General features: G+C 63.3%; 17 protein-coding genes. 16 read left to right on the top strand and 1 reads right to left on the bottom strand.

All coding sequences use genetic code 11. The features are described from left to right. Window positions 1-181: 181 nt before the first annotated feature. The 16 genes from FHX14_RS13905 to FHX14_RS13830 all read left to right on the top strand — a co-directional run bounded on the left by FHX14_RS13905 (window position 182) and on the right by FHX14_RS13830 (window position 15,681). Window positions 182-967, top strand: a complete 786-nt coding sequence (locus FHX14_RS13905; RefSeq protein ID WP_184377509.1) for an IclR family transcriptional regulator — start codon at window positions 182-184, stop codon at window positions 965-967. Then, window positions 967-2,220, top strand: coding sequence for a Tm-1-like ATP-binding domain-containing protein (locus FHX14_RS13900; RefSeq protein ID WP_184377508.1), 1,254 nt, complete (start codon window positions 967-969; stop codon window positions 2,218-2,220). Before FHX14_RS13905 ends, FHX14_RS13900 begins: the two co-directional genes overlap by 1 nt. Beyond that, the gene (locus tag FHX14_RS13895) at window positions 2,217-2,867 is read left to right on the top strand and encodes an HAD-IA family hydrolase (RefSeq protein ID WP_184377507.1); all 651 of its coding nucleotides are present in this window, start codon (window positions 2,217-2,219) and stop codon (window positions 2,865-2,867) included. Before FHX14_RS13900 ends, FHX14_RS13895 begins: the two co-directional genes overlap by 4 nt. Before the next feature lie 17 nt (window positions 2,868-2,884). Beyond that, complete coding sequence (locus FHX14_RS13890; protein ID WP_012555512.1) at window positions 2,885-4,240, top strand: aspartate aminotransferase family protein; 1,356 nt, start codon at window positions 2,885-2,887, stop codon at window positions 4,238-4,240. 2 nt (window positions 4,241-4,242) lie between these two features. Further along, the gene (locus tag FHX14_RS13885; protein ID WP_012555513.1) at window positions 4,243-5,526 is read left to right on the top strand and encodes an aspartate aminotransferase family protein; all 1,284 of its coding nucleotides are present in this window, start codon (window positions 4,243-4,245) and stop codon (window positions 5,524-5,526) included. Between the two features lie 7 nt (window positions 5,527-5,533). Continuing rightward, window positions 5,534-6,553: a homoserine kinase gene (locus FHX14_RS13880; protein WP_012555514.1), complete on the top strand. Its 1,020-nt coding sequence runs from the start codon at window positions 5,534-5,536 to the stop codon at window positions 6,551-6,553. A 52-nt stretch (window positions 6,554-6,605) separates the two neighbouring features. Beyond that, window positions 6,606-6,992, top strand: coding sequence for a 5-carboxymethyl-2-hydroxymuconate Delta-isomerase (locus FHX14_RS13875; protein WP_012555515.1), 387 nt, complete (start codon window positions 6,606-6,608; stop codon window positions 6,990-6,992). A 43-nt stretch (window positions 6,993-7,035) separates the two neighbouring features. Continuing rightward, window positions 7,036-8,553 carry a 5-carboxymethyl-2-hydroxymuconate semialdehyde dehydrogenase gene (hpaE, locus tag FHX14_RS13870; RefSeq protein WP_012555516.1) on the top strand — a complete coding sequence of 506 codons (1,518 nt, stop codon included), beginning with the start codon at window positions 7,036-7,038 and terminating at the stop codon, window positions 8,551-8,553. A 26-nt stretch (window positions 8,554-8,579) separates the two neighbouring features. Continuing rightward, the gene (gene hpaD / locus FHX14_RS13865; RefSeq protein WP_012555517.1) at window positions 8,580-9,560 is read left to right on the top strand and encodes a 3,4-dihydroxyphenylacetate 2,3-dioxygenase; all 981 of its coding nucleotides are present in this window, start codon (window positions 8,580-8,582) and stop codon (window positions 9,558-9,560) included. Window positions 9,561-9,619: 59 nt separating this feature from the next. Then, window positions 9,620-11,071 carry an NADP-dependent succinate-semialdehyde dehydrogenase gene (gabD, locus tag FHX14_RS13860; protein ID WP_012555518.1) on the top strand — a complete coding sequence of 484 codons (1,452 nt, stop codon included), beginning with the start codon at window positions 9,620-9,622 and terminating at the stop codon, window positions 11,069-11,071. 25 nt (window positions 11,072-11,096) lie between these two features. Next, window positions 11,097-11,969 (top strand): fumarylacetoacetate hydrolase family protein, encoded by an 873-nt coding sequence (locus FHX14_RS13855; protein ID WP_184377506.1) that lies wholly within the window; start codon window positions 11,097-11,099, stop codon window positions 11,967-11,969. Beyond that, window positions 11,969-12,772, top strand: coding sequence for a 2-oxo-hept-4-ene-1,7-dioate hydratase (gene hpaH / locus FHX14_RS13850; RefSeq protein ID WP_012555520.1), 804 nt, complete (start codon window positions 11,969-11,971; stop codon window positions 12,770-12,772). The genes FHX14_RS13855 and hpaH overlap by 1 nt, the downstream gene beginning before the upstream one ends. A 12-nt stretch (window positions 12,773-12,784) precedes the next feature. Then, complete coding sequence (gene hpaI, locus FHX14_RS13845) at window positions 12,785-13,591, top strand: 4-hydroxy-2-oxoheptanedioate aldolase (protein ID WP_012555521.1); 807 nt, start codon at window positions 12,785-12,787, stop codon at window positions 13,589-13,591. A gap of 105 nt (window positions 13,592-13,696) precedes the next feature. Beyond that, window positions 13,697-14,485 (top strand): SDR family NAD(P)-dependent oxidoreductase, encoded by a 789-nt coding sequence (locus FHX14_RS13840; protein WP_184377505.1) that lies wholly within the window; start codon window positions 13,697-13,699, stop codon window positions 14,483-14,485. A 15-nt stretch (window positions 14,486-14,500) separates the two neighbouring features. Beyond that, entirely contained in the window at window positions 14,501-15,280 is a 780-nt protein-coding gene (locus FHX14_RS13835; RefSeq protein ID WP_184377504.1) for a MoaF C-terminal domain-containing protein, read from the top strand. Window positions 15,281-15,291: 11 nt separating this feature from the next. Then, on the top strand, window positions 15,292-15,681 hold the full coding sequence (locus FHX14_RS13830; protein WP_184377503.1) for a nuclear transport factor 2 family protein: 390 nt from the start codon (window positions 15,292-15,294) through the stop codon (window positions 15,679-15,681). A 144-nt stretch (window positions 15,682-15,825) separates the two neighbouring features. On the opposite strand, the gene FHX14_RS13825 is transcribed toward FHX14_RS13830, so the two are convergent. Next, window positions 15,826-16,770: a helix-turn-helix domain-containing protein gene (locus FHX14_RS13825; protein WP_184377502.1), complete on the bottom strand. Its 945-nt coding sequence runs from the start codon at window positions 16,768-16,770 to the stop codon at window positions 15,826-15,828. Window positions 16,771-16,783 lie beyond the last annotated feature (13 nt).

Genomic DNA, 16,783 nt, shown 5'->3' with positions numbered 1-16,783 from the left:
GAACCTGAGCTTCGAATATAGACTTGCAAACAATCCCGGCCTCTGTCAAGTTAATTCGCATGTTAAGTATCTTGGGTCGCTGCTATCGTGCCGCGATACAGGGTTTGCGGGCTGATTTGGCGGCTGGCGTAGAGCCGGATGCGACAAGCCGGGACATGAACCCACCCCAAGAGGAAGAATGATGAGCACGATCGGAAAGGCGCTTTCATTGCTGGACACCCTGTCACGGCTGGACAAGGAGGTGGGGCTGACCGACATCGCCCGCCTGTGTTCGCTCGACAAGGCGACGGCACGACGCTTTCTGGTGGAACTGGAAAAACACGGTTTCGTCGAGCAGGATCTCGATAGCCGCCGCTACCGGATCGGTTCGGCGCCGATTCGGCTCGCCCGCATTCGCGAGGCCCGCTATCCGTTCCTGCGGGTCGCCGTGCCCTTCATCAAGATGCTTGCCGAATCCTCGGCGGAGACGGTGCATCTCTCGGAATTCTCCGGCGGCCGGCTGTCGACGATTCATGTGGAAGATCCGCCGCGGGCGCACCGCATCATCGTCGATGTCGGCAGCATCCTGCCCTTTCACGCCACTGCATCCGGCCTTGCCTTCCTCGCCTTCTGCCCGCCCAAGGAGATCGACGCAGCGCTGCAGAAGCCGCTCGAAAAATTCACCGACCATACCGTCGTCGATCCCAAACTGATCCGCGGACTGCTCGACGAGACGGCCGCGCGCGGCTTCTCGATCAGCCATCAGGGTCTCGAAGCCGGCGTCATCAGTGCTGCGGCACCCGTGCGCTCGCCCGACGGCCGGCCGATCGGCTGCGTGGCGATCGCCGCCCCGCTTTCGCGCACCACCAAGACCGCCATTCACGACTTCGGCGCGCAGGCGATCGCTGCCGCCGATGGAATTTCAGAAAAATACTACGGGTCGGAAAGGCTCACGGGAACCATTGCAAAAACCAGGAGGAGAGAGTGATGAGCCCCGCGGCTCCCTCGCCAAAGATACTTGTCATCGGAACCGGTGACACCAAATGCGACGAACTGCAATTCATGGCGTCCGTCATCGAGGAAGCCGGCGGCCGGCCTGTTATGGTCGATGTCAGCATTCTCGGCGATCCGCCCTATGTTCCCGACTATTCCAAGCACGATATCGCCAAGGCGGCTGCGACCTCGATTGCGGCGATTACTGAAAGCGGCGATGAAAACAGTGCCATGGCCGCCATGGCCAGCGGTGCGGCAGCGCTGACCAGCCGGCTTTACAAGGACGGGCTGGTCGACGGGATCATCGTGCTCGGCGGCTCGATGGGGACGGATCTCGCCCTCGACGTCGCCGCCGTCCTGCCGCTCGGCTTGCCGAAATTCGTGGTCTCGACCATCGCCTATTCCCACCTGATCCCGCCCGAGCGCATCGCACCCGACCTGATGATGATCCTGTGGGCCGGCGGCCTTTACGGCCTCAACAGCATCTGCCGTTCGGTTCTGTCGCAGGCCTGCGGCGCGGTCGTCGGCGCCGCCCGGCATGGAACCAAACCCGATCGTGCCCGCCCGCTGATCGGCATGACCTCGCTCGGCTCCTCCTGCCTGAAATATATGAAGTATCTGCGGCCCGAACTGGAAAAGCGCGGCTATGACGTCGCCGTCTTCCATTCCACCGGCATGGGCGGCCGCGCCTTCGAAGCCATCGCCGCGCAGTCTGGCTTTGCCGCAGTCTTCGACTTCTGCATCCAGGAGGTCAGCAATCACCACTACGGCACGGTGGTAACCTCGGGTCCGGACAGGCTCGAAAATGCCGGCCGCGCCGGTATTCCGCAGATCGTCGCCCCCGGCGCCGTCGACATGGTCGATCTTCAGGCCTGGCAGGCCCTGCCCGACATTTTCGCCGACCGTCCCTACCATGCCCATAACCGGCTGATCGGATCGGTGACGACCTCGCCGGAAGGCCGGCGGGAAGTCGCTCGGCTGATCGGACAAAAGCTGGAACGGGCCGACGCCAAGACCGCCTTTCTGCTGCCGACCGAAGGGCTGCAGGAATGGGACAAGCCGGACGAGCCGCTGCACGATCCGGAAGGCCTTGCCGCTTTCCTCGAGGAGATGCGCCGCACTGTCCCGTCCTCCGTCACTTTTCAGGAGGTCGACGCCCACATCAATTCTCCGTCCTTTTCCGCCGCAGCCCTTGCCGTTTTCGACGGCTGGGTGGCCGAGGGCATCATCCCGGAAGGACGGCCATGACAAGCGAACGCGCGCTCATCCTCGATTTCGGCGGTGTCGTCACCCGCACGCTGTTCGAGACGCATGAGATCACCGAGCGGACGCTCGGCCTTCCCCAAGGCTCGCTCACCTGGCTTGGGCCGTTCGACACCGCGACCGACCCGCTCTGGGTGGCGATGCAGAATCGCGAGATCACCGAGCGCGATTACTGGCTGACGCGGGCCGGCGAGGTCGGCCGAATGGTCGGCGAGAGCTGGGGCGACATGCAGACCTTCGTACGCCGCGCCCGCGGCGCCGAGCCGGAACTGGTGCTGCGGCCGGAGGCCCGCGACGCCATCCTGCGGGCCAAGGAAGCAGGCTTGAAGCTCGCGATCCTGTCGAACGAACTCGACCTTTTCTACGGCGCCGAATTCCGCAAGCGCTTCCCGCTGATCGACCTCTTCGACGTCATCGTCGACGCCACCTACACCAAGATCCTCAAACCCGATCCGCGCGCCTATGAGCAGGTGCTTGCCGAGCTCGGCCTGCCGCGCGAAGCCTGCGTTTTCGTCGACGACCAGAAGAAGAACATCGAAGGCGCCGAAGCCGTCGGATTGCCGCATGTGCATTTCGACGTCACCCGCCCTGCCGAAAGTTATGCCCGCGCACTTGCGATGCTGGGCCTCTGAACCCGAGAGGAATTGAGATGCGTGAAACCAACTTCATAATCGAAAACAACGCCCGCCACATGTGGCACCCGATGGCCCATCCGGCCGAAATGCAGGCTCAGCCGCCGCGCATCATCACTGCGGGCGAAGGCGTCGAAATCGTCGACATTCAGGGCAAGAAGGTGTTGGATGCGGTGGGCGGCCTGTGGAACGTCAATCTCGGCTATTCCTGCGAGCCGGTGAAGAAGGCGATCCACGACCAGCTTGACGAGCTGCCGTACTACTCGACCTTCCGCGGCACGACGAATTCGCCGCTGATCGAACTCTCTTACGAACTTGCCGAATGGTTCAGGCCGGATGGATTGAGCCGCTCCTTTTTCACCTCGGGCGGCTCGGATTCGGTCGAGACGTGCCTGCGGCTTGCCCGGCAATACCACAAGATCGCCGGGCAGCCGGAGCGCACCAAATTCGTCGCGCTGAAGAAAGGCTATCACGGCACGCATTTCGGCGGCGCCTCCGTCAACGGCAATCAAAATTTCCGCCGCAATTACGAGCCGCTGCTTCCCGGCGTCATCCATCTGCCGGCGCCGTTTCCCTATCGCAATCCGTTCGGCACCGACGACGGGGCGGAAATCGCCGCCGCCATCGGCCGGCTCTTCGAGGATGAGATCGCTTTCCAGGGTGCTGATACCATCGCCGCCCTGATCGTCGAACCGGTGCTCGGCGCCGGCGGCGTCATCGTTCCCCATGAGACCTTCCTGCCGCTGATGCGCGAGATCTGCGACCGTCACGGCATCCTGCTGATCGCCGACGAGGTGATCACCGCTTTCGGCCGCACCGGCGCCTGGACGGGATCGCGCCTCTGGGGCGTCAAACCGGATCTGATGTCGACCGCCAAGGCGATCACCAACGGCTATTTCCCCTTCGGCGCCGTCATGATCGCCGACAAGGTGGCGGAGGTCTTCGAAGGCAGCAAGGGCGCATTCGGCAGCATCGGCCACGGCTACACCTATTCCGGCCATCCGGCCGGTGCGGCTGCCGCCCTCGCGACGCTGAAGGAAACAAAGCGGCTGAACGTCGCCGACAATGCTGCGGCTCGCGGCGAAGAACTGATTGCCGGCCTGAAGAAGCTGCAGGACAAGCACGAGCTGATCGGCGACGTGCGCGGCAAGGGTCTGATGTGCGCGCTCGAACTCGTCAGCGACCGGAAAAAGAAGAGCGCCGCGTCGAAGGACATCCTGCAGAAAGTGCAGGATGTCGCCTTTGATGCCGGCGCGCTCGTGCGCACCTCCGGCGGCAACGTCATCATGTCGCCGCCGCTGGTCATCACGGCGGAGGATGTGCAGACGATCCTGACGGCGCTCGACGCCGGCCTAACCGCGGCGGGAGCCTGATCATGTCCGACAACGCAGCCCTTATCGCGCGCCGCGAGCGGCTTCTCGGCCACAATATGTCGCTCTTCTATGACGAGCCGGTCCATCTGGTGCGCGGCGAAGGCGTCTGGCTCTGGGACGCCGAAGGCCGGCGATATCTCGATTGCTACAACAATGTGCCGCATGTCGGCCATTGTCATCCGCGCGTGGTCGAGGCGATCACCCGGCAGGCGTCGACGCTGAACACGCACACGCGTTATCTGCACGAGGGCATTCTCGATTATGTCGAACGCCTGACCGCAACCTTCGACAGGAGCCTTAACGCGGCGATCCTCACTTGCACCGGCAGCGAGGCGAACGACGTGGCATTGCGCATGGCCCAGGCCGTCACCGGCAAGACCGGCGTGATCGCCACCAACCATACCTATCACGGCAACACGGCTGCCGTGTCGCAGCTCTCGACCCGCATGCCGCCGGTCGGCGGCTTCGGCGGCCATGTCAGGCATGTGCCGGCGCCCGACAGCTACCGCCCGCTCGGTGGCGAAGGCGGTGACGCCTTTGCCTCAGCCTTCGCGGCCGAAGTCGAGGCGGCGATCGCCTCGCTGCAGGAAAGCCCGCATGGGTTTTCGGCACTGATCATCGATCCGTTCTTTGCCAATGAAGGCTTTCCGGATCTGCCGCAGGGCTTCCTGGAGAAGGTGGTTGCGGCTGTGCGCAAGGCCGGCGGCCTCATCATCACCGACGAGGTGCAGCCCGGATTCGGCCGCACCGGCTCGCATATGTGGGGCCATCAGCGCGCCGGCATCACCCCCGATATCGTGACGCTCGGAAAGCCGATGGCGAACGGCCATCCCGTCGGCGGCGTCGTTGCCAATGCCGATGTGGTGAACGCCTTCCGCAAGGCCTTCCGCTATTTCAATACGTTCGGCGGCAATCCGGTCTCCTGCGCCGCCGCCATGGCGGTCCTCGACGTGATCGAGGATGAGAAGCTCGTCGGGAATGCCCGCGACGTCGGTGAATATACGCGCGACGCCTTCAAGCGGCTTGCGCAAAAACATGCGATCATCGGCGACGTGCGCGGCAGCGGCCTTTTCATGGGCATGGAATTCGTGCTGGACCGGGCGACGAAGGAACCGGCCGCCGCCGAGGCGAGCCGGATCGTCAACGAAATGCGCGAACGCGGCGTGCTGATGGGCAAGATCGGCCTCCACCAATGTGCCACCAAGATCCGGCCGCCGATGCCTTTCTCGCGGGAAAATGCCGATCTGATGTTGTCGGTCTTCGACGACGTGCTGTCGGGCCTGTGAGGCAGAGATGGGCGATCAACTGCCGCAAACCATCCGGGATGGCCTGCAGGAACGGGCGCTGGAAGCGCTCGGCCACTGGGCGGCTCTTGCGGACGAACCCGTTCTGCTGAAATACCGGGAAAACGCCGTTTTCCGTATCACCCTTGCCGGCGGACAATCCGCCGCCCTGAGGCTGCATCGGCCGGGCTATCATGACGCGACGAGCCTGCGCTCGGAACTGGATCTCATGGCAGCACTGCGGCGTGGCGGCCTCAGTGTGCCGAGCCCCGTGCCGACCGGAAACGGGAAAAACCTCATTTGTCTTCCCGAGAGCGGCCGATTTCCCGAGCAATATGCCGACGTCGTCAGCTGGGTCGACGGCGCGGCCCTCGGGCAGAGCGGAACGCCGCTGTCGCAATCGTCCGAAACGCAGGCCGATCTCTTCTTCCGCATCGGCCACGCCATGGCGACCATGCATGATCTTGCCGACGTCTGGTCTCTGCCGGCAGATTTCCGTCGCCCGGCATGGAACGCCGAAGGCCTGCTCGGAGAAAAACCCCTCTGGGGCCGCTTCTGGGATTGCCCGGAGCTTTCAGGCGATGAGACCTCGGCGCTCTCGGCGCTGCGCGACGACTTGCTGCATCGCCTCGCCGATGTGCAGCGACACGGCCTCGATTATGGCCTGATCCATGCCGATCTCGTCCGCGAAAATATCTTCCTGACGGCAGACGAAAACCAGGTCGCCTTCATCGATTTCGACGACGCCGGATATGGCTTCCGCCTTTTCGATCTCGCCACAGCCCTGCTCAAGAACCGCCAGGAGCCTGCCTATGCCGACATCGAGAGCGCCTTGATCGCTGGCTACCGCAGCCGGCGCGGGCTTTCCGATGCGGCGGTGCAAAGCCTGCCGTTGTTCATGGTGTTGAGGAGTCTCACCTATATCGGCTGGCTTGCCGAGCGGCCCGAAATCCCGAACGCCGCCGAGCGCCTGTCGCGTTATGTCGCCGAAAGTCTGGAACTCGCAAGAAAGCTCGATACCGGCGCTTGACATCCACAGGAAACTTATTAACGTGTTAAGTAAATATGGATCGGGAGGATCGATGCCACATCTCACCATCGAATATTCGGCCAATCTCGATGGCCGCGCCGATATCGGCGGTCTCTGCGAGACGCTGCTGAAGACCGTGCTGGAGACGGGCCTTTTCGAACTCGGCGCGGTGCGCGTGCGCGCTCTTCGCGCCGATCATTATGCGATTGCCGACCAGCTCCCGGAAAACGCCTTCGTCGATCTGAACCTCCGCATCGGCAAGGGCCGCACGGCTGAGGAGAAGAAGCGCGCGGGTGAAGCGCTCTTTGCGGCGGCGGCGGATGTCCTCGGCCCGCTCTTCGGGACGCCGCATTTCGCCCTGTCGCTGGAGATCCGCGAGATCGATGCCGAGCTGAGCTGGAAGAAGAACGCCATCCATCCGCGGCTTCGCGGCAAGTGACACCTCCCCTCGCGGGACGACAGAACACCAAAGGAAATAGACGATGTCCAAACTGCAGGAAAACATCGCGAAGGCGGAAACCTACCTTGCCGGCTTCAAGGAGCGCGGCGTCCTCAACCGCATCGGCGGCGAGGATGTCGGAGGGGGTGATGGCGCGACCTTCGAGACCCTCTCGCCGGTCGATCTGAAGCCGCTCGCCACCGTCGCCCGCGGCAATGCCGCCGATATCGACCGTGCGGCCAAGGTTGCCAAATCAGCCTTTGGCGAATGGGCCGCCATGCCGGGCGATGCACGCAAGAAGCTGCTGCACAGAATAGCCGACGCGATCGTCGCGCGCGCCGAAGAGATCGCCTTTGTCGAATGCATGGACACCGGACAGTCGCTGAAGTTCATGGCGAAGGCGGCGCTGCGCGGTGCGGAAAACTTCCGCTTCTTCGCCGATCGCGCGCCGGAGGCCCGGGACGGCAAGGCGCTGCGCGCCGACGGCCAGGTGAACCTGACGACGCGTGTGCCGATCGGCCCGGTCGGCATCATCACGCCGTGGAACACACCCTTCATGCTGTCGACCTGGAAGATCGCGCCCGCCCTTGCCGCCGGCTGCACCATCGTCCACAAGCCGGCCGAGTTCTCGCCGCTGACGGCGCGACTGCTGGTCGAGATCGCCGAAGAGGCCGGTCTGCCCAAGGGTGTATGGAACCTCGTCAACGGCTTCGGCGAGGATGCCGGCAAGGCGCTGACCGAACATCCGCTGATCAAGGCGATCGGCTTCGTCGGCGAGAGCCGCACCGGCTCGATGATCATGAAACAGGGCGCCGACACGCTGAAGCGGGTGCATTTTGAGCTCGGCGGCAAGAACCCGGTCATCGTCTTTGCCGATGCCGATCTTGAGCGTGCCGCCGACGCCGCCGTCTTCATGATCTATTCGCTGAACGGCGAGCGCTGCACCTCGTCCTCGCGCCTGCTGGTCGAAGACAGCGTCTATGACAGGTTCACCGCACTCGTCGCCGAAAAGGCCAGACGCATCAAGGTCGGCCACCCCCTCGATCCCGAGACGGTCATCGGCCCGCTCATCCATCCCGTGCACGAAAAGAAGGTGCTGGAATATATCGCGATCGGCCGCTCCGAGGGCGCGACGCTTGCTGCCGGCGGCGAGAAGTTCGATGGCCCGGGCGGCGGCTGCTATGTCTCCCCCACCCTCTTTACCGGCGCCGACAATAAGATGCGCATCGCCCAGGAAGAGATCTTCGGGCCGGTGCTGACGGCCATCCCCTTCAAGGACGAAGCCGATGCGCTGGCGCTGGCCAACGACGTCCAGTACGGGCTCACCGGTTATCTCTGGACCTCCGACGTCACCCGCGCCTTCCGTTTCACCGACCATCTCGATGCCGGGATGATCTGGGTGAACTCGGAAAACGTCCGCCACCTGCCGACGCCTTTCGGCGGCGTCAAGAACTCCGGCATCGGCCGCGACGGCGGCGACTGGTCCTTCGATTTCTACATGGAAACCAAGAACGTCGCCTTCGCCACCAAGCCACACGCCATCCAGAAACTCGGCGGCTGAGCCATACTGATAAAGAGGAGGAACCCATGCCCCTGCCGACACCCAATCTCTATCCGCCCTTCAACATCGTGCGTCTCAGCCATGTCGAACTCGGCGTCACCGATCTCGCCAAGTCCCGCGCCTTCTATGTCGATACGCTCGGCCTGCAGGTGACGGATGAGACCGCCGATACCATCTATCTCAGGGCGCTCGAAGAACGCGGCCATCATTGCATCGTGCTGAAGAAATCCGGCAAGGCCGAAGCCCGCGACCTTGGTTTCAAGGTCTTCGGCGACGAGGATCTCGACAAGGCCGCCCACTTCTTCAAGGACAAGGGCCTGCCTGTGGAATGGGTCGAGCGCCCCTATCAGGCGCGCACCTTCCGCACCCGCGATCCCCACGGCATTCCGCTCGAATTCTATTCGAAGATGGACCGCCTGCCGCCGATCCACCAGAAATATGCGCTCTACAAGGGCGTCAAGCCGCTGCGCATCGACCACTTCAACTGCTTCTCGCCGAATGTCGACGAAAGTGTCGCCTTCTATAACGAGCTCGGCTTCCGCGTCACCGAATATACCGAGGATGCCGAGACCGGCCGTCTCTGGGCCGCTTGGACGCACCGCAAGGGCGGCGTGCACGACATCGCCTTCACCAACGGCCGCGGTCCGCGCCTGCACCACACCGCCTTCTGGGTGCCGACGCCGCTCAACATCATCGACCTGCTGGATCTGATGGCGACCACCGGCTGGGTCTCCAACATCGAGCGCGGCCCCGGCCGCCACGGCATCTCCAACGCCTTCTTCCTCTACATCCTCGATCCCGACGGCCACCGCATCGAGATCTACTGCTCGGACTACCAGACGGTCGATCCCGATCTGGAGCCGATCAGGTGGGACCTCAAGGATCCGCAGCGCCAGACACTTTGGGGCGCACCGGCTCCCAAATCCTGGTTCGAACATGGTAGCCTGTTTGCCGGCGCCGATGTGGTCGAGCCTGATCTGAAGGCACAGCCGATCATCGCGCCTTGAACGTTTACCCCGAAAGCGGGCGAAATCGCCCGCTTTTCAACGTTGGCGAGGATAGAGTCATGGAATTGAAAGACGCAACATTGTTCCGGCAGGCCGCATTGGTCGGCGGCGATTGGATCGAGGCGGGGGACAATGGGATCGCGGTTGATAATCCCGCGACCGGCGAGATCATCGGCCGCGTTCCCAATCTCGGCGCAGCCGAGACCAAGGCGGCGATTGCCGCAGCCGAGATTGCGCAGAAGGAATGGGCCGCCCGCACCGCCAAGGAACGGTCGGTCATCCTGCGCCGCTGGTTCCAGCTGATGATGGACAATCAGGACGATCTCGGCCGCATCCTGACGGCAGAGCAGGGCAAGCCGCTTGCCGAGGCCAAAGGCGAGATCGCCTATGGCGCAAGCTTCATCGAATGGTTTGCCGAGGAGGCGCGGCGCGTCTATGGCGACATCGTTCCCGGCCATCAGAAGGATAAGCGCATCCTGGTGATGAAGCAGCCGATCGGCGTCGTTGCCGCCATCACCCCGTGGAATTTCCCCAATGCGATGATCACCCGCAAGGCTGGACCCGCCTTTGCCGCCGGCTGCGCCATGGTGCTGAAGCCGGCCTCGCAGACGCCGTTTTCGGCGATCGCGATCGCCATCCTCGCCGAGCGGGCCGGTTTCCCCAAGGGCCTGTTCAGCGTTCTCACCGGTTCGGCCCGCGCAATCGGCGGCGAGATGACCGCAAGCTCCGTCGTGCGCAAGCTGACCTTTACCGGCTCGACCGAAGTCGGCGCCGAGCTCTACCGGCAGAGTGCCCCGACCATCAAGAAGCTCGGGCTGGAACTCGGCGGCAATGCACCCTTCATCGTCTTCGACGACGCCGATCTCGATGCGGCCGTGGAAGGCGCGCTGATCGCCAAATTCCGCAACAATGGCCAGACCTGCGTCTGCGCCAACCGCCTCTATGTGCAGGAGGGCGTCTATGACGCTTTTGCCGAGAAGCTGTCGAAGGCCGTCGGCGCGTTGAAGACCGGCAACGGTTTTGACGAGGGCATCAATCTCGGCCCGCTGATCGACGAGTCCGCCCTTGCCAAGGTCGAGGAGCATGTCGCCGATGCGCTGTCCAAGGGCGGTCGTGTCGTTGCCGGCGGCCACCGCCACCCACTCGGCGGACGCTTCTACGAAGCGACCGTCCTGGCCGACGTTACCCCTGCCATGGCTGTCGCCAAGGAAGAGACCTTCGGGCCGGTGGCGCCGCTCTTCCGCTTCAAGGACGAAGCCGATGTAATCGCCCAGGCCAACGACACCGAGTTCGGTCTTGCCTCCTATTTCTACGCCAAGGATCTCGCCCGGGTCTTCCGGGTCGCCGAGGCGCTGGAATACGGCATGGTTGGCGTCAATACCGGGCTGATCTCGACGGCCGAAGCCCCCTTCGGCGGTGTCAAACTCTCCGGCCTCGGCCGCGAAGGCTCGAAATACGGCATCGAGGAATTCACCGAAATCAAATATGTCTGCCTCGGCGGCATCGCCTGAGGCCAAGAGAAGGCCCGAGACAAGCATGACCCATCCACGATTCCTGTCTTTTTCCAGAAACGGCCATCATGGCTATGGGCTTGCCGTCGAGGGCGGCGTCATCGACCTGTCGGCTCGCCACGGCGCAAGCTGGGCGAGCCTCAGCGACGTGATCGAGGCGGGCCGCCTCGTTCACCTCGCCGAGGAAGGCAAAGCATTGAAGCCGGATTTCGCACTCGACGAAATCCGCTTCGAAATTCCCATTCCGTCGCCGGAAAAGATCATCTGCGTCGGGGTCAACTTCCCCGACCGCAACGAGGAATACAAGGACGGTCAGGCAGCACCCTCCAATCCCTCGCTGTTCATCCGTTTTGCCCGTTCCTTCACCGGTCACGGCGAACCGCTGATCCGGCCGCCGGAAAGCCCGCAGCTCGATTATGAAGGCGAGATCGTCATCGTCATCGGCAAGGGCGGCCGGCGGATCGCCGAGGCGGATGCCTTCTCCCACATCGCCGCCCTGTCGCTCTGTAATGAAGGCACGATCCGCGACTGGGTGCGCCATGCCAAGTTCAACGTCACCCAGGGCAAGAACTTCGATCGCACCGGCGCAATCGGCCCCTGGCTGATCCCCTTCACCGATGCCGCCCAGCTCGAAGACATCAAGCTCGAAACCCGCGTCAACGGCGAGGTCCGCCAGAGCGACCGCACCAGCCGGATGATCTTCTCGTTCCGCAAGATCATCAATTATATCTCGACCTTCACCACGCTCGTTCCCGGCGACGTCATCGTTACCGGCACGCCGACAGGCGCCGGCGCCCGCTTCGATCCGCCGATCTGGCTGAAGCCAGGCGATGTCGTCGAAGTCGAGGCCGACGGCCTCGGAATCCTGAAAAACACCATCGCCGACGAGGTGTTCTGATGCTGTCTGAGGACGAAATCCAGGCGGCGGCCGAAAGCCTCGACCAGGCCGAGCGCACCCGCATCCAGACCGGGCTCCTGTCGCTGAGACATCCCCAGATGAACATGGATGACGCCTATGCCGTCCAGAGCGCCTGGGTGAAAAAGAAGATCGCGGCCGGCCGCAAGCCTATCGGCTGGAAGATCGGGCTGACCTCGAAGGCGATGCAATATGCGCTCAACATCGACATCCCTGATTCCGGCGTGCTCTTCGACGACATGGTCTTCGAAGACGGCGCGACCGTGCCGGCCGACCGCTTCATCCAGCCACGCATCGAGGCGGAAATCGCCTTCGTCATGAAAGCGCCTTTGCGCGGGCCCGGCATCTCGATCTTCGACGTGCTGAACGCCACCGACTATGTGACGCCGGCGCTCGAAATCCTCGACACCCGCATCCTGCGCATCGATCCGGAGACGAAGAAGGCGCGCACCATCGTCGATACCATTTCCGACAATGCCGCCAATGCCGGCATCGTCACCGGCGGCCGCGCCGTGCGGCCCGGGGAGATCGACATGCGCTGGATGGGAGCGATCGTCAGCCGCAATGCCGAGGTCGAGGAAACGGGGCTTGGGGCCGGCGTCCTCAACCAGCCTGCTCGCGGCGTTGCCTGGCTCGCCAACCGGTTGGCGCAATATGGCGATGGCATCGAGGCTGGACAGATCGTGCTGGCTGGTTCATTCATCCGTCCGATCGAGGCGCGGCACGGCGATACCATCAGCGCCGATTTCGGCCCTTACGGCTCGGTCAGCCTCTATTTTGCATGAAGGAGTGAAACCATGCCGGCGCCCAAGAACCTCTTCAAGCAAGCCCTGAAAGAGGGGCGGGCGCAGATCGGCCTCTGGCAGGCGCTCGCCAGTCCTTATACGGTCGAAATCTGCGCCGGCGTCGGTTATGACTGGCTGCTGCTCGATGCCGAACATGCACCCAACGACGTGCCGCTTCTCGCCTCGCAGCTGCAGGCGATGAAGGGATCGGCAAGCCATGCGGTGATCCGCCCGCCGGTCGGCGAGACCTGGATCATCAAGCAGATGCTCGATATCGGCGCGCAGACGCTGCTCATTCCGATGGTCGACAGCAAGGAGATGGCGGAAGCCATGGTCCGCGCTGTGCGTTATCCCCCGCAGGGTGTGCGCGGCGTCGGTGCCGCCCTTGCCCGCGCTTCCGATTTCAACCGCATCCCCGACTATCTCCAGACCGCCAATGACGAGATCTGCTTGCTGCTGCAGGTCGAAAGCCGGGCGGGACTCGCAGCGCTCGACGCGATCGCGACGACCGAGGGCGTCGACGGCGTTTTCATCGGCCCGTCCGATCTTGCCGCCGACATGGGCTATCTCGGCAGACCGGGCGCGCCTGAAGTGCAGGCCGAAGTCGAAAAGGCGCTTGCCAGGATCCAGTCGCACGGCAAGGCCGCCGGCATCCTGATCGGCGATCTCGCCCTCTCCAAGCGCTATCTCGAACTCGGCGCCACCTTCGTCGCGATCGGCAACGACGTCATGCTGCTCGCCAATGCCACGGCCAAGCTGCTTGCGGATTTCCACAAGACCGAACCCGCCAGGCCAGTGGGCGACGTGAAGGTCTACTGATTTCCTGCGTCGTTTTGCACGCTCAGTCAAAACGGACTGCACAGCTGGACAGGACGCCTCCCGGCCTTTCGACCATGATGATCGAAAGGCTCAGGAGGAAGAGATATGCGTTTCAGCAAGAAGACGGCGCTGATCACCGGCGGCGGCACGGGCATCGGCGCCGCAGTCGCCCGGCGCATCCGTAGGGAAGGCGGCAATGTCGCGCTCGTCGGACGGCGCCCCGAACCGCTTCGCGCCGTTGCCGATGAGATCGGCGCCACAGTCATCGCCGCCGACGCGGCCGATGGCATTGCGATGCGGAAAGCAATCGAAACGGTCGTCGAGACTTTCGGCGGGCTCGATATCCTGATTGCCAATGCCGGCGGCCACGGTGTCGGGCCGACGATCAGCATGTCCGATGAGACCTGGGATCTCGCGGTTCGGCTCAATTTGAATACTGCTTTCGTCAGCGCCCGCGAATCTCTCCCCCATCTGATCAAGAACAAGGGCAATATCATTGTTCTCGCCTCCATTGCCGGGCTCTTTGCCGGGCCGGACGCGGCGGGCTACGTCACCACGAAGCATGCCTGCATCGGGCTCGCGAAATCGCTGGCGCGCGACTACGGCCGTAAGGGCGTGCGCACCAACACGGTCTGCCCGGGATGGGTGACGACTGACATGGCCGACGAGCAGATGCAGATGATCGTCGAGAAGTTCCAGCTGAAGAGCATCGAAGAGGCCTATGCGCTCGTCACCAAGGACGTGCCGCTCGGTCGCCCCGCGAGCGCCGAGGATGTCGCCAACGCCGTCTGCTTCCTGGCCTCGTCGGACGCCTCGATGATCAACGGCGCGATCCTGACCGTCGACGGCGGAGCCGGCACAGTCGATCTGCCGACCCTCGCCTTTGCAGAATGATAAGAGGAGACGACGATGAACGAAAATCCGAAGGATTGGAAAACCTACGACGAATTCGCCTATGGTATCGACACGAACCGCCTGCCGGCGAGCGAAGCGCTTGCCGGCTCGTCGTATAAGATCGGCTTCGACGACGGTCGCCAGCTCGACCTCGCCTTCGGCAAAGGCGAGGCCAAATGGTCCGACGGCAAGGAAAGCGCAACCGACAAGGCTGAGGTGATCGAGGTCGCGCCGAATACCTATTTCATCGAGGTCGTCTTTGCCGGCCGCCCGAGAGAGGCCGAAACGCTGATCCTCAATGTCGAGACCCGCCGAGCACTTTCGATCTATTCGATCGTCCGCGATGCGAGCGATGCCGTCGGCGAACCGCAGGTGGCGCAGATCTTCCGGCCCGGTATTATCGAGGGCGGCACCGCCCGCGGGCCGGCGCCGGCCGAAAGCCGCGATCTCATCGGGCTCAGGGCGCATTTCACCTACAGCCCCAACCATGTCTACGAACACACCTACCTTTCCTCTCAGCGCTACGCCTGGCAGTGCCTGGTCGGTGTCCAGCGCGGCCATGGCGACGTCGATCTGACAACCACCTACAAATTCGACGAGAACCAGTACGTCTTCACCTTCCGGGAGTTCAAAATCGCGGTCGCCTCCACCTTCTTCTACAATTTCGACGACATGCGCTCGACCGGCAAATTCCTCGGCATCACCGGCGACGGACGCATCCAGAACAGCCCGGCCGGCGCTTTCATCCGCAAGGCCTCGAAGACCTATTACCTGCCGGGCCAGGAACCGGTGTGAGGGACAAAACCATGAAAACAGCTTTCGACATCGTGAAGGCGCATTACGACGCCAACGACCGCCGCGATATAGATGGCATGCTGGCCGACATTGCGCCCGACTGCCGCTGGACCGAGATGGACGGCTTTCCCTGCGCCGGCACCTACGTCGGCCCGCAGGAGGTTTTCAGACACGTCTTCCAGGCGCTCGGTGAGGCATTCGATGGCTACACCTTCAAGCTAGAACGTCTTCTCGACGCCGGCGACGATGTGATCGCCATCGGCGACTATAGCGGCACGCACAGGAAGACCGGTAAATCCTTCAAGGCCCGCGTCGTGCACGCCTGGAGCGTGGCGGACGGCAAGATCCGGCGCTTCGAGCAGTTTACCGATACGCTGCGCGTCGCGGAATCGATGCGATAAGAATCTGGGCGGCTCGGCGCAGACCGGGCCGCATAGAGCATGATGCCGAAAAGTGTGAGCGGTTTTCTCATGGCATCATGCTCTAACTCTTTAATTTAGAACAGGATTTAGACTTAGGCCAGCCGGGCCTAAAATCATCCTGTTCTAGGAAAGCGCAGCCTTGCGCCATTGCGACGGCGAAACGGCGTAGCGGGCGCGGAAAGCCCGCGAAAAATGCGCGCTGGAGGAAAAGCCGAGCGCAAAGGCGATCTCGGATATTTCGCCGCTATGGCCGCCGGCCTCGCGCAGCTTGGCCGCAGCCTGCTGCAGGCGCAGGTCCCAGATATAGTCGGACGGCGTCAGCCGTTCGGCCTCGAATGCGCGATAGACGTAACGCACCGAGCAGCCCATGCGCCGCGCGATCATGGCGACGGTAAGATCCGGCCGTGCGATATTCCCGGCGATGAAATGCTTGATGCGCGCCAGCAGCAGATCGAGGGGATTGGCGACCAGTCCCGCCGTGGCACCGTCGCCGATCATGGTGCGGACGAGATCGATCATCGTCTGGCCGACGCTCGAACGCCGCGCTTCGTCGAGATGGCTGATCTCGTGCATGGTCGTTTCCATCAGCGACAGCAGAATGCCGCACATGCCGTCATGCTCGGCATGCGCGGTGAAGGGTACTGCCAACCGCTCCACCGCGGCCTGCGGCAATGCCTGCCGCGGCAGTTGCAGCAGCAATTGGCGGACCGGCGTGCCGTTGGTCAGCACATAGGGACGGCGCGGGTCATAGATCACAAGTGCATTGGTGGAAACCGGCGCGTGCAAACCGCCCTGGGTGATCGAGGCGCTGCCTTGGGTCTGCAGGATCAGCTTGATCGCGTCGGGATCGTCAGGCTCCGCCGTCACCCGCTCGCCGAAAACCACGTGCCGGTCGGCTTCCAGCCGGGTCAGCCGGCAGGCTCCCAGCATGGCCGAGAGCATCGAACTCTTCTCCTCGTCGGCCGCCGTGAAGTCGAGCCTGACATTGCCGAACAGCGCGCGGGCAAGCCCGGCAAATTCTTGGCCCCGAGCCGTCTCGATAGGGCGGTGATCAGCGGAAAAACGCATGACGGCCTCCTTG

The organism is Rhizobium sp. BK619, assembly GCF_014195245.1.
GTDB lineage: Bacteria > Pseudomonadota > Alphaproteobacteria > Rhizobiales > Rhizobiaceae > Rhizobium > Rhizobium acidisoli.
The sequence above is the reverse complement of the archived record's forward strand: the minus strand, read 5'-3'. Positions and strand labels throughout refer to the sequence as shown.

What these genes read in the sequence shown, in the direction of transcription:
- FHX14_RS13885 (WP_012555513.1), top strand. Translation starts at nt 4,243, where the DNA reads ATGTCCGACAACGCAGCCCTTATCGCGCGCCGCGAGCGGCTTCTCGGC.
- FHX14_RS13855 (WP_184377506.1), top strand. Translation starts at nt 11,097, where the DNA reads ATGACCCATCCACGATTCCTGTCTTTTTCCAGAAACGGCCATCATGGC.
- hpaD (WP_012555517.1), top strand. Translation starts at nt 8,580, where the DNA reads ATGCCCCTGCCGACACCCAATCTCTATCCGCCCTTCAACATCGTGCGT.
- FHX14_RS13825 (WP_184377502.1), bottom strand. Translation starts at nt 16,770, where the DNA reads ATGCGTTTTTCCGCTGATCACCGCCCTATCGAGACGGCTCGGGGCCAA.
- FHX14_RS13905 (WP_184377509.1), top strand. Translation starts at nt 182, where the DNA reads ATGAGCACGATCGGAAAGGCGCTTTCATTGCTGGACACCCTGTCACGG.
- FHX14_RS13900 (WP_184377508.1), top strand. Translation starts at nt 967, where the DNA reads ATGAGCCCCGCGGCTCCCTCGCCAAAGATACTTGTCATCGGAACCGGT.
- hpaH (WP_012555520.1), top strand. Translation starts at nt 11,969, where the DNA reads ATGCTGTCTGAGGACGAAATCCAGGCGGCGGCCGAAAGCCTCGACCAG.
- FHX14_RS13830 (WP_184377503.1), top strand. Translation starts at nt 15,292, where the DNA reads ATGAAAACAGCTTTCGACATCGTGAAGGCGCATTACGACGCCAACGAC.
- gabD (WP_012555518.1), top strand. Translation starts at nt 9,620, where the DNA reads ATGGAATTGAAAGACGCAACATTGTTCCGGCAGGCCGCATTGGTCGGC.
- FHX14_RS13895 (WP_184377507.1), top strand. Translation starts at nt 2,217, where the DNA reads ATGACAAGCGAACGCGCGCTCATCCTCGATTTCGGCGGTGTCGTCACC.
- FHX14_RS13890 (WP_012555512.1), top strand. Translation starts at nt 2,885, where the DNA reads ATGCGTGAAACCAACTTCATAATCGAAAACAACGCCCGCCACATGTGG.
- FHX14_RS13875 (WP_012555515.1), top strand. Translation starts at nt 6,606, where the DNA reads ATGCCACATCTCACCATCGAATATTCGGCCAATCTCGATGGCCGCGCC.
- FHX14_RS13840 (WP_184377505.1), top strand. Translation starts at nt 13,697, where the DNA reads ATGCGTTTCAGCAAGAAGACGGCGCTGATCACCGGCGGCGGCACGGGC.
- hpaE (WP_012555516.1), top strand. Translation starts at nt 7,036, where the DNA reads ATGTCCAAACTGCAGGAAAACATCGCGAAGGCGGAAACCTACCTTGCC.
- FHX14_RS13835 (WP_184377504.1), top strand. Translation starts at nt 14,501, where the DNA reads ATGAACGAAAATCCGAAGGATTGGAAAACCTACGACGAATTCGCCTAT.
- hpaI (WP_012555521.1), top strand. Translation starts at nt 12,785, where the DNA reads ATGCCGGCGCCCAAGAACCTCTTCAAGCAAGCCCTGAAAGAGGGGCGG.
- FHX14_RS13880 (WP_012555514.1), top strand. Translation starts at nt 5,534, where the DNA reads ATGGGCGATCAACTGCCGCAAACCATCCGGGATGGCCTGCAGGAACGG.